This is a genomic window from Streptomyces sp. NPDC000229, assembly GCF_040300825.1.
GTDB lineage: Bacteria > Actinomycetota > Actinomycetes > Streptomycetales > Streptomycetaceae > Streptomyces.
In genome coordinates this window covers 177,851-191,923 of record NZ_JBEPEL010000002.1, presented here as the reverse complement: position 1 = coordinate 191,923, position 14,073 = coordinate 177,851, and the positions used below count along the sequence as shown (strand labels likewise).

Annotated in this window: 12 protein-coding genes; 1 reads left to right on the top strand and 11 read right to left on the bottom strand. The window is 72.1% G+C overall.

What is annotated here, in order from left to right:
- Position 1: 1 nt before the first annotated feature.
- From ABT360_RS02405 to ABT360_RS02380, 6 genes are all read right to left on the bottom strand, one after another.
- Positions 2–1,903 carry an ABC transporter permease subunit gene (locus tag ABT360_RS02405; protein ID WP_351809407.1) on the bottom strand — a complete coding sequence of 634 codons (1,902 nt, stop codon included), beginning with the start codon at positions 1,901–1,903 and terminating at the stop codon, positions 2–4.
- Positions 1,900–2,994, bottom strand: a complete 1,095-nt coding sequence (locus ABT360_RS02400; RefSeq protein WP_351809404.1) for a quaternary amine ABC transporter ATP-binding protein — start codon at positions 2,992–2,994, stop codon at positions 1,900–1,902. Before ABT360_RS02400 ends, ABT360_RS02405 begins: the two co-directional genes overlap by 4 nt.
- Positions 2,994–4,520, bottom strand: coding sequence for a GMC family oxidoreductase (locus ABT360_RS02395; RefSeq protein ID WP_351809401.1), 1,527 nt, complete (start codon positions 4,518–4,520; stop codon positions 2,994–2,996). Before ABT360_RS02395 ends, ABT360_RS02400 begins: the two co-directional genes overlap by 1 nt.
- Positions 4,521–4,545: 25 nt before the next feature.
- The gene (locus tag ABT360_RS02390) at positions 4,546–6,042 is read right to left on the bottom strand and encodes an aldehyde dehydrogenase family protein (protein WP_351809398.1); all 1,497 of its coding nucleotides are present in this window, start codon (positions 6,040–6,042) and stop codon (positions 4,546–4,548) included.
- Between the two features lie 133 nt (positions 6,043–6,175).
- Entirely contained in the window at positions 6,176–6,718 is a 543-nt protein-coding gene (locus ABT360_RS02385; RefSeq protein WP_351809395.1) for a hypothetical protein, read from the bottom strand.
- Complete coding sequence (locus tag ABT360_RS02380; protein WP_351809392.1) at positions 6,715–6,969, bottom strand: helix-turn-helix transcriptional regulator; 255 nt, start codon at positions 6,967–6,969, stop codon at positions 6,715–6,717. Before ABT360_RS02380 ends, ABT360_RS02385 begins: the two co-directional genes overlap by 4 nt.
- A 106-nt stretch (positions 6,970–7,075) precedes the next feature.
- Between ABT360_RS02380 and ABT360_RS02375 the strand changes: the two genes are divergently transcribed.
- Positions 7,076–8,260 carry an acyltransferase family protein gene (locus ABT360_RS02375; protein WP_351809390.1) on the top strand — a complete coding sequence of 395 codons (1,185 nt, stop codon included), beginning with the start codon at positions 7,076–7,078 and terminating at the stop codon, positions 8,258–8,260.
- 19 nt (positions 8,261–8,279) lie between these two features.
- On the opposite strand, the gene ABT360_RS02370 is transcribed toward ABT360_RS02375, so the two are convergent.
- From ABT360_RS02370 to ABT360_RS02350, 5 genes are all read right to left on the bottom strand, one after another.
- Positions 8,280–9,269, bottom strand: coding sequence for a malate dehydrogenase (locus ABT360_RS02370; protein WP_351809388.1), 990 nt, complete (start codon positions 9,267–9,269; stop codon positions 8,280–8,282).
- A gap of 166 nt (positions 9,270–9,435) precedes the next feature.
- Entirely contained in the window at positions 9,436–10,506 is a 1,071-nt protein-coding gene (locus ABT360_RS02365) for an XRE family transcriptional regulator (protein WP_351809386.1), read from the bottom strand.
- 379 nt (positions 10,507–10,885) lie between these two features.
- On the bottom strand, positions 10,886–12,106 hold the full coding sequence (locus ABT360_RS02360) for an NADP-dependent isocitrate dehydrogenase (RefSeq protein WP_351809384.1): 1,221 nt from the start codon (positions 12,104–12,106) through the stop codon (positions 10,886–10,888).
- A gap of 119 nt (positions 12,107–12,225) precedes the next feature.
- Entirely contained in the window at positions 12,226–13,071 is an 846-nt protein-coding gene (locus ABT360_RS02355; RefSeq protein ID WP_351809382.1) for a DUF3017 domain-containing protein, read from the bottom strand.
- A 23-nt stretch (positions 13,072–13,094) separates the two neighbouring features.
- A complete protein-coding gene (locus ABT360_RS02350; protein ID WP_351809379.1) occupies positions 13,095–13,961 on the bottom strand; it encodes a bifunctional methylenetetrahydrofolate dehydrogenase/methenyltetrahydrofolate cyclohydrolase in 867 nt (288 codons plus the stop codon).
- Positions 13,962–14,073: the final 112 nt, after the last annotated feature.

Genomic DNA, 14,073 nt, shown 5'->3' with positions numbered 1-14,073 from the left:
GTCAGGCCTCCTTTCCGGTCGGCTGGGTGACCCGGTCCAGCATCAGGCCCAGGCAGACGATCGCGGCGCCCGCGACCAGGCCGGTCGCCAGGTCGCCCTGGGCGAGGCCGAAGACCACGTCGTAGCCGAGCGCGCCACCGCCGACCAGGCCGCCGATGATGACGACGGCGAGGACGAGGACGACCGCCTGGTTCACGGCGAGGAGCAGCGCGGGCCGGGCGAGCGGGAGTTGCACCTGCCGCAGCTGCTGCCAGCCGGTGGCGCCCAGCGAGCGGGCGGACTCCAACGCGACCGGGTCGACGCCGCGCAGGCCCTGGGTGGTGATGCGGACGACGGCGGGCAGGGCGTACACCACGGCGGCGGCGACAGCCGGGGCGCGGCCCACGCCGAACAGCGCGACCACCGGGATCAGGTACACGAACTGCGGCATGGTCTGGAAGACGTCCAGGACGGGGCGCAGCATCCGCTCCACCCGGCCGCTGCGCGCCGCCGCGACGGCGATGCCGAAGCCGAGCACCAGAGTGACGGCCACGGCGGCGAGCACCTGGGAGAGGGTGTCGAGCGACGCGTCCCACACGCCCAGGACACCGATGGCGGCCATCGCCGCGACGGCGGTCAGGGCCGTGCGCCACGTACCGACGAGCAGCGCGAGGGCGCCGACGGCCAGCAGCAGCGTCCACCAGGGCAGGGCCTGGAGGCCGTCACGTACGGGGTCGAGCACCCAGCCCGTGAAGTGCGCCGCCCAGTCGGCGGTGCCGCCGACGACGGGGACGCCCGAGTAGAGGTGGGCGGTCATCCAGTCGACGCCCCGGTTGACGGGCTCGGCGATGTCGAGGTGCCATGCCTCGGGCCAGGTGAGCCCGCCGGTCAGCCGGCCGGTGACGGCGGCGGCGACCACGGCGACACCGCAGGCGAGCCGGCCGCGTGCCGAACCGTCCCGGGTGCGCGCGCCCGTCGCCGTACGGTCCATGACCACGGCGAGCAGCACGATCGGGATACCGGCGGCCAGCGCCGCGCCCACGTCGACGGACGCGAGGGCCTGGTAGACGCGGTCGCCGAGGCCGCCCGCGCCGATGACGGACGCGATGACCGCCATCGACAGGGCCATCATGATCGACTGGTTGACGCCGAGGAGGAGTTCCTTGCGGGCGAGCGGAAGGCGGGCGGTCAGCAGCCGCTGCTTGCCGGTCGCGCCGAGGGAGGCCGAGGCCTCCAGGACGCCGGGGTCGGCGGCGCGCAGGCCGAGCGCGGTGAGGCGGGCCATGGGCGGGGCGGCGTAGACGACGGTCGCGAGGACGGCCGCGGGGACGCCGATGCCGAAGACGAGCACCACGGGGAGCAGGTACGCGAACGCCGGCAGCACCTGCATGGTGTCGAGGACGGGCCGCAGCGCCCGGTACGTACGGTCCGAGAGCCCGGCGGCGAGGCCGAGGGCGGCGCCGAGCGCGACGGACGCGGCGACCGCGACGACCATGAGGGCCAGGGTCTGCATGGTGGGCACCCACATGCCGAGCAGCCCGCACGCGGCGAACGCGGCGACGGTGGTCAGCCCGAGGCGCAGGCCGGCGACGCGCCAGGCGACGATCCCGGCGGCGGCGGTGACGCCGGCCCAGCCGGCGGCGAGGAGCACCAGGTAGACGCCGCGCACGGCGAGGACGACGGCGTTGCTGATGTGCCCGAAGAAGTACAGGAACAGCGGGTGGCTGTCGCGGTTGTCGACGATCCAGTCGCTGGCGGAGCCGAGCGGGCCGGACAGGTCGACGGAGAGGGAGGCGGGCCAGCTGCCGCCGCCGGCGAGGAGGAGGCCGAGCGGCAGGAGGACGAGGGCGGCGGCCGCCGGCCAGTAGCGTCGTGCGGCGGCGGGCAGCCGGGCCTGGGCGGGGGCGGTGACGGCCGCGGTCATGCCGCCGCCTTCCCCGCGGCCGCCGGGGCCCCGACCGGGACACCGGCGACGACCGACAGCAGGCCCTCGTGGTCGACGACGCCCACGCACCGGCCGGCGTCGACGACCCGTACCGGGCCGCCGCTGCGGGCGACCGCCTCGATGGCCTCGGACACGGTCGCGCCGGGCGCGACGGCCGGACCGGAGTCGGCGTCGCCGGCGCACGGCGGGCGCATGGCGGCGCGTACCGTCATCACCTGCTCGCGCGGCACGTCGCGCACGAAGTCGCGTACGTAGTCGTCGGCGGGCGAGCCGACGATCTCCTCGGGCGTGCCGAGCTGCACGATCCGGCCGTCGCGCATCAGGGCGATGCGGTCGCCGAGGCGCAGCGCCTCGTTGAGGTCATGGGTGATGAAGATCATCGTGCGGCCCTCCTCGCGGTGGAGCCGGATGACCTCCTCCTGCATGTCGCGCCGGATCAGCGGGTCGAGCGCGCTGAACGGCTCGTCGAACAGGAGCACTTCGGGGTCGACGGCGAGGGCACGGGCGAGTCCCACGCGCTGCTGCTGGCCGCCGGAGAGCTGGCCGGGCTTGCGGTCCTCCATGCCTTCCAGGCCGACCTTGGTGACGATCTGCGCGGCCTTGGCGCGCCGTTCGGCACGACCCATGCCCTGGATTTCGAGCCCGTAGGCGATGTTGTCGACGACCGAGCGGTGCGGCAGCAGGCCGAAGTGCTGGAAGACCATGGCGGCGCGGTGGCGGCGCAGTTCCCGCAGCCGGGACTTGTCCATGGACAGGATGTCCTCGCCGTCGATGGCGACGGTGCCGGAGGTGGGCTCGATGAGCCGGGTCAGGCAGCGTACGAGGGTGGACTTGCCGGAGCCGGACAGGCCCATGACGACGAAGACCTCGCCCTTGCGGACGTCGAAGGAGACGTCCCGGACGGCGGCGGTGCAGCCGGTGCGCTCGCGCAGTTCGGCGGCGGGGAGGTCCGCGAGCTCGGGAGAGCCGGGTACGCGGTGGGCCTTGGGGCCGAAGACCTTCCAGAGGCCCTCGACGGAGAAGACGGGGGTCGTGTCGGCGGGGGTCGTGTCGACCGGGGTCGTACTCATCAGGCACCGCCTCCCAGCAGTTCCGCGGCTTTTTCGCCGACCATCAGCACCCCGATCATCGGGTTGACGGCGGGCATGGTCGGGAAGACGGACGCGTCGGCGATGCGGATGCCGTCGAGCCCGCGGATCTTCAGGTCGGGGCCCACGACGGCCTGTTCGTCGTCCACGGCGCCCATGCGGCAGGTGCCGGCCGGGTGGTAGACGGTGTGCGCGACCTTGCGGGCGTACTCGCTGAGCTCCTCGTCGCCCGTCACCTCGGGGCCGGGGCACACCTCGCGCTTGAGCCAGCCGGCGAGCGGCTCGGCCTTGGCGATCTCGCGGGCGATGCGGATTCCGTCGACAAGGGTGCGGCCGTCGTAGTCGTCCTCGTCGGTGAAGTACCGGAAGTCGAGGGCGGGCTTGACCTCGGGGTCGGCGCTGGTGAGGTAGAGGCGGCCGCGGCTGCGCGGTTTGGGTATGTTCGGCGTCATCGACACGCCGTGGGCGGGGCGCTGGTAGCCGAGCCGCTCGGGGTTGTCGGTGAACGGGATCTGGTAGAAGTGGAACATCAGGTCCGGGCCCTTGGACTCGGGGTCGCGGCGCACGAAGAGGCCCGCGTCGCTGTCCATGGCGGAGTTCTCCGGGATGGGTCCGTTCGTCTCCCAGACGATGACCGACTCGGGGTGGTCGAGCAGGTTCTCGCCGACGCCCGGAAGGTCGTGGACGACGGGGATGCCCAGCTTTTCGAGGTCCGCCCTGGGGCCGATGCCGGAGTGCAGCAGCAGCCGGGGCGTGTCCACGGCGCCCGCGCAGACGAGGACTTCACGGCGGGCGGTGATGAGCTGCTCGGTGCCGTCCTTGGTGCGGACGTGGACGCCGGTCGCCGTCGTACCGTCGAGCTGAAGCTTGTACGCCCAGGTCTCCAGCATCAGGTACAGGTTGGGACGTTTGCCCATGATGGGGTGGAGGTACGCGACCGATGCGGACGAGCGCTTGTTGTTCTCCGGGTGGTACGCGAGGTCGAAGAACCCGACGCCCTCGTGGAACGGCTTGCTGTTGAAGCCCTCGACGCGCGGGACGCCGAGCGCGGCCTGGGCGGCGTCGACGAAGTCGCGGGCGATGGCGTTCCGGTCCTTCTCGTCCACGGAGACGATGTTGTTGAGGAGCTTGTCGAAGAACGGGTCCATGGCGGCGGCGTTCCAGCCCTCTGCCCCGGCCTCCTCCCACTCGTCCCAGTCGGACGGCAGCGGCTTGAAGGAGATGAGGGTGTTGTGCGAGGAGCAGCCGCCCAGCACGCGGGCGCGGCTGTGCCGGATGTGGGAGTTGCCGCGCGGCTGCTCGGTGGTGGGGTAGTCGTAGTCGAGGTCGCCGCCGAGCAGACCCATCCAGCGGCGCAGCGTCAGGACGTCGGGGCGGTCGACGTCGGAGGGGCCGCCCTCGATGACGGCGACGGTGACGTCGGGGTTCGCGGTGAGCCGGTGGGCGATGACGCTACCGGCGGTGCCGCCGCCGACGATGACGTAGTCGTACACGGTGTTGTCGGTCATGGTGCGTTTTCCTCTGTCCCCTGCCTCAGCCCGCGAACCAGCGCACGGGGCGCGGGGCGAGGTTCTGGTAGACGTGCTTGGTCTCGCGGTATTCGGCCAGTCCGGCGGGTCCCAGTTCGCGGCCGATGCCGCTCTTGCCGAAGCCGCCCCACTCCGCCTGCGGCAGGTAGGGGTGGAAGTCGTTGATCCAGACGGTGCCGTGGCGCAGCCGTCCGGCGACGCGCCGGGCGCGGCCGGGGTCGGCGGACCAGACGCCGCCGGCCAGGCCGTACTCGGTGTCGTTGGCGAGGGCGACGGCCTCGTCCTCGGTGCGGAAGGTCTCGACGGTGAGGACCGGGCCGAACACCTCTTCGCGGACGACGCGCATCTCGCGGTGGCAGCCGTCGAGTACGGTCGGGCGGTAGAAGTAGCCGTCGCCGTACGCGGGGCCGGTGGGGCGTTCGCCGCCGGCGCGGAGGACGGCGCCCTCGGCGAGGGCGGAGGCGACGTACTCCTCGGTGCGCGCGAGCTGCTGCGCGGAGACGAGGGGGCCGCACTCGACGCCCTTGTCGGTGCCGCGGCCGATGCGGATCTTCTCGGCGCGGCGCGCGAGTTCGGCGACGAAACGCTCGCGCAGCGACTCCTCGACGATGAGGCGGGAGCCGGCCGAGCAGACCTGGCCGCTGTGGATGAAGGCGGCGTTGAGGGCCTGGTCGACGGCGGTGTCGAAGCCCTCGTCGGTGGCGCAGGCGTCGGCGAACACGACGTTGGGGTTCTTGCCGCCCAGTTCGAGGGCGACCTTCTTGACGCTGTCGGCGGCGGCGCGCATCACCTTCGTACCGCTGACGAGTCCGCCGGTGAAGGACACCAGGTCGACATCGGGGTGTTCGGACATCCGCGCGCCGACGGGGTCGCCGGGTCCGGTGACCAGGTTGGCGACGCCGTCCGGGAGTCCCGCCTCGGCGAGGAGCCGGATGAGGGCGACCGTGGTCAGCGGGGTGATCTCGCTCGGCTTGATCACGAAGGTGTTGCCCGCCGCCAGGGCCGGGGCGATCTTCCAACTGGCCTGGAGGAGGGGATAGTTCCACGGCGTGATCAGCGCGCAGACGCCGACGGGTTCGTGGACGACGACGCTGTGGATGTCGGGCGATCCGGCGTCGACGACCCGGCCGCCGCTCTCGTTCATGACGAGGTCGGCGAAGTAGCGGAAGGCGTCGGTGACGCAGTCGACGTCGACACGGCCCTCTTCCAGGGTCTTTCCGGCGTCGCGGCTCTCCAGCAGGCCGATCGCCTCGCGGTCGCGCTGGAGCAGGTCGGCGACGCGGCGCAGCAGCGCCGCCCGTTCGGCGACGGGGGTGCGCGGCCAGGTGCCCTGGTCGAACGCGGTGCGCGCGGCGGCGATCGCGGCGTCGGTGTCCTCGGCCCCGCCCTCCGCGACGACCGCGAGGGTCGTGGCGTCGGCGGGGTCGAGGATCTCGCGTGTGGCGCCGGTGACGGCTGCTCGCCACTCCCCGCCCACGTGGATGGTCTGTTGGTCCGACACGTCGCGTTTGCCTTCCGTTCCCGATTCTCGTCACCGACGGTGGTCGGCGACCCGGGTCCCTGCCCTCGGAAACGGAAAGCATGCGCGAAAGTGGGTTTGCTCACTCCCTGTCGGGGTAGCGGAGCCGTCGCGCTCAGTTGCCGCCGACGGTGTCCAGCTCGTCGAAGACCTCGTCGGGGACCTCGTCCTGGACCCGGAGGCAGGCCACCCACGAGGGCGTCATCCAGTGCGTGATCAGCAGCGCGAACAGCACGGGGAACAGCAGACCGCCGTCGAAGCGGACTTCCCCGAGCCAGGCGGCGAGCCCGGTCCCGGCCGCTCCGGTGAACAGCACGCCCAGAGTGATCCGGTGGGCGATGGACCGGACCCGGTCACGCTCGACGAACTGGCGCTCGTCCAGCATGTGGCCGCGCAGTTGCAACAGCCCGCGGGTGGATCCATTGATGACGCCCATCGCCAGGCACCAGGGAACCAGCAGGGCGAACAGTGCGTACGCACACCAGACGGAGACCAGGTGGACGGCGCCCAGCCAGGCCGCCCCCATCGCCAAGGTCAGCGCCATGTGTGCCCCGACCACCAGGCGGCGCCGCGCCGCGGTGCTGCTCAGGGCCCGCGCCTCACGCCTGTTCATGATCGTGTACATACGCCGGTCGTGGCGCGTCGCGGCGGTGGTCATTTCTTCCTCCCGTTTACCCCGTAAACCTCTTCGGTGAGCGGCTGGAACGGCTCCAGGGAGAACAGCGCCTCCACCGGCAGCCCGAAGTAGCGGGCCGCCTTCAACGCCAGGTCAAGGCTGGGGTTGTACTGCCCTCGCTCGATGTAGCCGATGGTCTGGTAGTGGACACCCAAGGCGTCGGCGAGGGCTTGACGCGACACCTTGCGCTCCGCCCTGACCACGGCCAGCCTGTTGTGTACCTGCTCGCTCATGTATAAGAAGTACTACATCTCATAGCGCTTTCGCAATGATCCGAATGGATGACCGGTGCGGGCGTCGCTCCCCGGAAGGGCTCCCGGGCCGACCTAGGGTGCGTCCATGCGCAGCAGCGACGACCGCGTCTACCTCGCCCCCGTCGACCACCTGCGGGCTGTCGCCGCCGTGCTCGTCGTCCTGTACCACGGGTGCCAGCTGCTGAGCGCGCGTATCGAGGGCCGCCGCTTCGTCCCCGCGACGGACTGGCTGTACTCGGCGAACCCGGCCGCCACGCTGGTCTTCGAGGGCCACACGGGCGTGGCGCTGTTCATGGTCCTGTCCGGCTTCATCTTCACCGTCGGCACGTACGGCAAGCCGGTCCGCTACGGCCGCTTCCTCGCCAACCGACTGCTGCGGATCTACCCGCTCTACCTGGTCGTCACCGTGCTGGGCCTCGCCACCCAGGTCGCCATGCCCACGTTCCAGGACCTGCTGCGGATCCTGACGTTCGCGACGCCGGCACAGCCGTACGGGGGCGTCTTCTGGACGCTGTGCGTGGAGATGCAGTTCTATCTGGTCTTCCCGCTGCTGGGCCGGCTCCTCGGCGAGCGCGGGCCCGGCGCCCTGCTGCGGCTGCTGGCGGCGGTGTCCCTGCTGCGGGCGCTGGTGTGGCTGAGCAGCCCGGTGCCCGAACCGCACACGGCGTCGCTCTACCTGGGCCTGGCCGGGCGGATCGACCAGTTCCTGCTGGGGATGCTGGCCGCCTGGGTGTACGTGCACCACCGCGAGCGGCTCCGGGCCGCGTGGTTGCCGCCGGTCGCGCTGGCCCTGGCGGTGGGCCTACTGTGGTCGTTCAACCAGGTCCACGGGTTCGTCTCCGACAGCCCGCTGAAGCTGGCCTGGAGCGGAGCGGAGGGCGCGGTGTGGGCGCTGGTGGTGGTGGCGTACGTGGCGAACGGGCCGGCCACCGGCGCCTTCTCCCGGGCCCTGGCCCGGCTCGGGGAGGTCAGCTTCTCCGTGTACCTGACGCACTTCATGGTGCTGACGGTGATCGGCGAGTGGGGGTCCCCCCTGTTCGAGCGAGGCCGAGAGCTCGGGGGAGGGTGGTTTCCGGCCGGCCTGCCGCCGGTGTGGGCCGCCTTCGTCGTCACGGTGCTGGTGGCCCTCCCGCTCACGGTCGCGGTGTCGTTCGTGACGTACCACGCCATCGAACTGCCGTTCCTGCGCCTCCGGCGGCCGTACACGGGCGTCCCGGCCACGGTGGAAACACCGCGCCCCCGGCAGCGGGACAGCTACCGGGGGCGGTGAGTTCCGTACGCCGTACGGGTCAGATCAGGCCCAGGCCGCGAACCGCGTCGCGCTCCTCGGCGAGCTCCGCGACCGACGCGTCGATGCGGCTGCGGGAGAACTCGTTGATGTCCAGGCCCTGGACGATCTCGTACTTGCCGTCCTTGCAGGTGACCGGGAAGGAGGAGATCAGGCCCTCCGGGACGCCGTAGGAGCCGTCCGACGGGATGCCCATGGAGGTCCAGTCGCCCTCGGCGGTGCCGTTCACCCAGGTGTGCACGTGGTCGATCGCGGCGTTGGCGGCGGAGGCGGCCGAGGACGCGCCACGCGCCTCGATGATCGCGGCGCCGCGCTTGGCGACGGTCGGGATGAACTCGTCGGCCAGCCACTGCTGGTCGTTCACGACCTCGGCGGCGTTCTTGCCGGCGATCTCCGCGTGGAAGACGTCCGGGTACTGGGTCGCCGAGTGGTTGCCCCAGATGGTCAGGCGCTTGATGTCGGTGACCGGGGCGCCGGTCTTCTTCGCCAGCTGCGAGATCGCGCGGTTGTGGTCCAGGCGGGTCATCGCGGTGAAGCGCTCGGCGGGTACGTCCGGGGCGGCGGCCTGCGCGATGAGCGCGTTGGTGTTGGCCGGGTTGCCGACGACGAGGACCTTGATGTCGTCCGCGGCGTTGTCGTTGATGGCCTTGCCCTGCGGCTTGAAGATGCCGCCGTTGGCCTCCAGCAGGTCACCGCGCTCCATGCCCTTGGTGCGCGGGCGGGCGCCCACGAGGAGGGCGACGTTGGCGCCGTCGAAGGCGACGTTCGGGTCGTCGGTGATCTCGATGCCGCGCAGCAGCGGGAAGGCGCAGTCGTCGAGCTCCATGGCGGTGCCCTCGGCGGCCTTGAGGCCCTGCGGGATCTCCAGGAGGCGCAGCTTGACCGGCACGTCCGCGCCGAGCAGGTGGCCGGAGGCGATGCGGAAGAGCAGCGCGTAACCGATCTGGCCGGCCGCGCCGGTCACGGTGACATTCACGGGAGTGCGGGTCATGGCGATCTCCGTAAGACAGCTGGCGGTGGGGGTCCCTGCCCCTGGTGCTGGACATCCCCTGTTGATCGATCGGTGTCTCGACGTGAAGAGATATCCAGCGGTCAGGCTATCCGACCCGGGGCCCCGTCAACCCCCGCCCCCTTGTGTCGCGGCTCACTGCCGCGGCTCACTGCTGCTCCGTGCAGCCCTTCGTGCCGCTCGCCAGCGTGGCGCACGCCTTCGGTTCGGTCCCGTCGGCGGCCGCGACCATCGGCGTGTACGCGTCCTTGTCGATCTTCACCGCGCCGTTCTGCGTCTCGCCGCCCGCGCTGATGGTGACCGTGTCACCGGCCACCGCCTGGGAGATGCGGGCCCAGGCCGCCCCGCACGTCTTGCTGTAGCGGACCTCGACCTTGGTGGTGCCGACGGTCGCGGAGGACGTGGTGGTGGCGTACTCGCCGCCGCAGCCCATGGCTTCCGGGTCCTGGCCCGTGCAGTCGTCGCCGCTGCACTTCACGCCGGCGGGCAGCGGCTTGGAGGCGCTGGTGCTGGGGGTGGCCGCCGGGGACTGCGCGACGTTCCGGGCGGGGCCGTCGTCACCGCCGCCGAGGTCGGTCAGCAGGACGGCCGCGGCTATCACCAGCAGGGCGCCGACGACGCCGGCGACGAACATGGCCACCTTGCGCCTGCCCTGCGGCGCGGACGACACCGGAGCGGACGCGTGTGCGGGGGCGGGCTTGGGGGCGGGCGCCGCCGCCGAGGCCGCGGGGCCCCGCCGGGCCGGCCCGTTGGGGCCGCCGTCGGGCGGTATGACGGACGGCCGCTCCGCACGGTGGGCGCCCCGGGCGGCGGGCCGGTCCGGCCCCGGCGCCGCCTTCACCCGCGACGAACCGTCGGCGCCCGGCCCGGCGGTGCCGCCGAACTCGCCGAGCGCGGCGCGGGCCTGGGAGATCCGTATGGCCTCCATCGTCATGTCGTGGCGCATCTCGGCGCGGCTCCAGGCGCGCTCCGCGAGCTCCCACATGGTGGTGAGGTGCACCGGGTTGGTCCCGGTGACCTCGGCCAGCGCGACGATCGCCCCCTTGGGTGCGAGAAGCCGCCCGTTCAGATAGCGCTCCCACGACGTCTTGCTGTACCCGGTGCGGTCCGAGACCGCGGCGATGCTCAGACCGCTGCGGTCCACCAGCCGGCGCAGCTGACTCGCGAACTCCTTGACCTGTGGGTCGAGTTCCTCCGGTAGCGCCTTCCAACGAGGCATTGCTTCCCCCTTGTCCCCCCGTACGTGCCTGATGTGCTCCCCGCGCTGCGTCCCCCCTGACGCCTCCCGGAGCCCACCGGGGTCTCCACCCAGGTGTCACCGACAGGGATGCGCGGAGTCAGGATGACAGTTCCTGAGACGGGGGCGCACGGGCGCATTCGGAACGTGAGCGTGCCCCCTTACGCGCCCCTGTCCCGAGTGCCGCCCCAGTTTCGCATCCGTTGCGGGTCGATCACACCATGCCGGAATGGTCACCTCCGTGCCACAGGCCCCGGACATGTCTTGATCGAGATTGGCGGGTGCATGACGCTCGTACGCAGGTCACGGCGCCCGTCCTGCTCGGGGGAGAGGACGGGCGCCGCGGCTCACGTGGCGCGACTCACGTCGACAGCATCTTCTTCTGGAGCCCGGTGTCGAGAACGTCCAGGAACTGCTCGGTGGTCAGCCACGGGTGCTCGGGCGAGATCAGGCCGGCCAGGTCCTTGGTCATCTGGCCGCCCTCGACCGTCTCGACGCAGACCTGCTCCAGGGCCTGCGCGAACCCGGTCACCTCCGGCGTACCGTCCAGGGCGCCGCGGTGGGCGAGGCCCCGGGTCCAGGCGAAGACCGAAGCGACGGGGTTCGTCGAGGTCGACCTGGACTGCTGGTGGCGACGGTAGTGGCGGGTGACCGTGCCGTGCGCGGCCTCCGCCACGACGGTCCGGCCGCCGGGGGACATCAGGACGGACGTCATCAGCCCCGGCGAGCCGAACGCCTGCGCGACGAGGTCGGACAGGACGTCGCCGTCGTAGTTCTGGCACGCCCAGACGTAGCCGCCCTCCCACTTCAGGGCGGAGGCGACCATCTCGTCGATGAGGCGGTGCTCGTAGGTCAGGCCCGCCGCGTCGAAGGCGGCCTTGAACTCGGCGTCGAGGACCTCCTGGAAGATGTCCTTGAAACGCCCGTCGTACTTCTTCAGGACCGTGTTCTTCGTGGACAGGTGGACCGGGTAGCCGCGGGCCAGGCCGTAGCGGAACGAGGCGCGCGCGAAGTCGCGGACCGACTCGTCGAGGTTGTACATCGACAGGGCGACGCCCGCGCCCGGGAACTCGTACACCTCCAGCTCGACCGGATCGGAGCCGTCCTGCGGCGTGAAGGTCATGGTGAGCGTGCCGGGGCCGGGGACCTTGAGGTCGGTGGCGCGGTACTGGTCGCCGAACGCGTGCCGTCCGACGACGATCGGCCTGGTCCATCCCGGGACGAGCCGCGGCAGGTTGCTCATGATGACCGGCTCGCGGAAGATCACGCCGCCGAGGACGTTGCGGAGGGTGCCGTTGGGCGAGCGGTACATCGCCTTGAGCCCGAACTCCTCGACGCGCGCCTCGTCCGGAGTGATCGTGGCGCACTTGACGCCGACGCCGTACTCCCTGATGGCGTCGGCCGCGTCCACGGTCACCCGGTCGCGCGTGGCATCGCGGTTCTGGATGCCCAGGTCGAAGTACTTCAGGTCGACGTCGAGATACGGCAGGATCAGCCGGTCCTTGATGAACCGCCAGATGATGCGGGTCATCTCGTCGCCGTCGAGCTCGACGACGGGCTGGGCAACCTTGATCTTGGACATGAGGCGGTACGTCCCTCTCGCGCGGCGACGACATGTCTCGTCGTCAAGGTAGAGCGCGAGGACCTACGCGGCCTCCCGACGCGCGGTGCGGCGGTCCCGGGGGCCCGTCCTGCCCTCGGCTAGCGCACCGCGAACCGGACGGCGTCCTCCAGGAACGGGATCTCCAGCCACGGCGACGGCTGGGTCATCAGCGAGAGCAGCACGATGCTGGCGCCGAGCACTCCGTACGCGGCCATGTCGGTGAACCGCGACCGGACGGCGAGCATCCCCACGGAGGGCAGGACGCGCCGCAGGGCGGCACCGGTGAGCAGGGCGAGGCCGATGAGCATCGCCCCGATCCGGGGCGCCTGCGGGAACGGGTCGAAGCCGACGATCAACAGACCGAGCGCGGTCAGCCCGAGGACGGTGAGCAGGGGCCACTGCCGCGCGGGCGCCGGCGCGTCCCCCGGCGCGGCCCGCCCGCCGCCCTCCGGCCGCGCGGTGTCCCGCGTGACGGTCGGCGGCCTCCGGGACACCCGCGGCCGAGGTCCCTCCTCCCCGGCGACGCGCGACTCGTCGGCACGGGAGCGGGCGGCGGTGCCGTCGGCACGGGAGCGGGGGGCGGGTTCGTCGGTACGGGAGCGGGGGGCGGGCTCGTCGGCCGGGCGCTCGGCCGGGCGGGGGCCGGCAGTCGCGTCGGCGGGGGCGTCGGCGGGTTCGTCGCCACCGGAGCGGGCATCGGCGGCCCGTGCGGCAGCCGGGCCCTCGGCCGGGCCGGCGGCGGGCGGCTCGGCGGCCGGGCGCGCGGGGGTGGAGGCCTCGGTGCCCGGGCTGCCCGTGACGGTTCGGCCCGCCCGGTCGGCCGCCGGGTCCGCCGTGCCACTTGCGGCGCCGGAGCCGCCCGTCGTGGGACGGCCGCCCGCGGCGGGCCCGGCCGCGGCGGGCCGGGCCGGGGTGGCGGAGTCGTCGTTCGCCCGTACGCCCATGGGGTCGCCCTCTCCGGTCCGGCTCAGCTCGCGGTGGCGCCGGCGGCGCGCTCGGCCGCCTCGACGACGTTGACCAGCAGCTGGGCCCGCGTCATCGGGCCGACGCCGCCCGGGTTCGGGGCGCGCCACCCGGCTACCTCGTTCACGCCCGGGTGCACGTCGCCCATGATCTTGCCGCTCTCGTCACGGCTGACACCCACGTCGAGGACGACCGCCCCCGGCTTGACGTCCTCGGGCTTGATCAGGTGCGGTACGCCCGCCGCGGCCACGATGATGTCGGCCCGCCGCAGGTGCGCGGCGAGGTCCCGCGTACCGGTGTGGCACTGCGTGACCGTCGCGTTCTCCGACTTGCGGGTGAGCAGCAGCGGCATCGGGCGCCCGATGGTGGTGCCGCGGCCGACGACCACGACCTCCGCGCCGTTGATCTCGACGCCGTGCGCGCGCAGCAGCGTGATGATGCCGTTCGGGGTGCAGGGCAGCGGGGCGGGCTCGTTGAGCACCAGGCGGCCCAGGTTCATCGGGTGCAGCCCGTCCGCGTCCTTCGCGGGGTCCATCAGCTCCAGGATGCGGTTCTCGTCGATGCCCTTGGGGAGCGGCAGCTGCACGATGTAACCGGTGCAGGACGGGTCCTCGTTCAGCTCGCGTACGACCGCCTCGATCTCCTCCTGCGTGGCGGTGGCGGGCAGTTCCCGCTGGATGGAGGCGATGCCGACCTCCGCGCAGTCCCGGTGCTTGCCCGCGACGTACTTCTGGCTGCCCGGGTCGTCGCCGACCAGGACGGTGCCGAGGCCGGGGGTGATGCCCTGGGCCTTGAGGTCCGCCACGCGGGCGGTCAGGTCGGACTTGATCGCGGCGGCGGTGGCCTTGCCATCGAGAATCTGGGCGGTCATGTGCCCATCCTCGCGGATGACCCCGCCCGGGTTCCAATTCGCGAGCACTTCGCGTGCACTCGAGGTTGCACTTGCACAACACCTTGTTATTCCGACTGGACAAAAAGTCGAC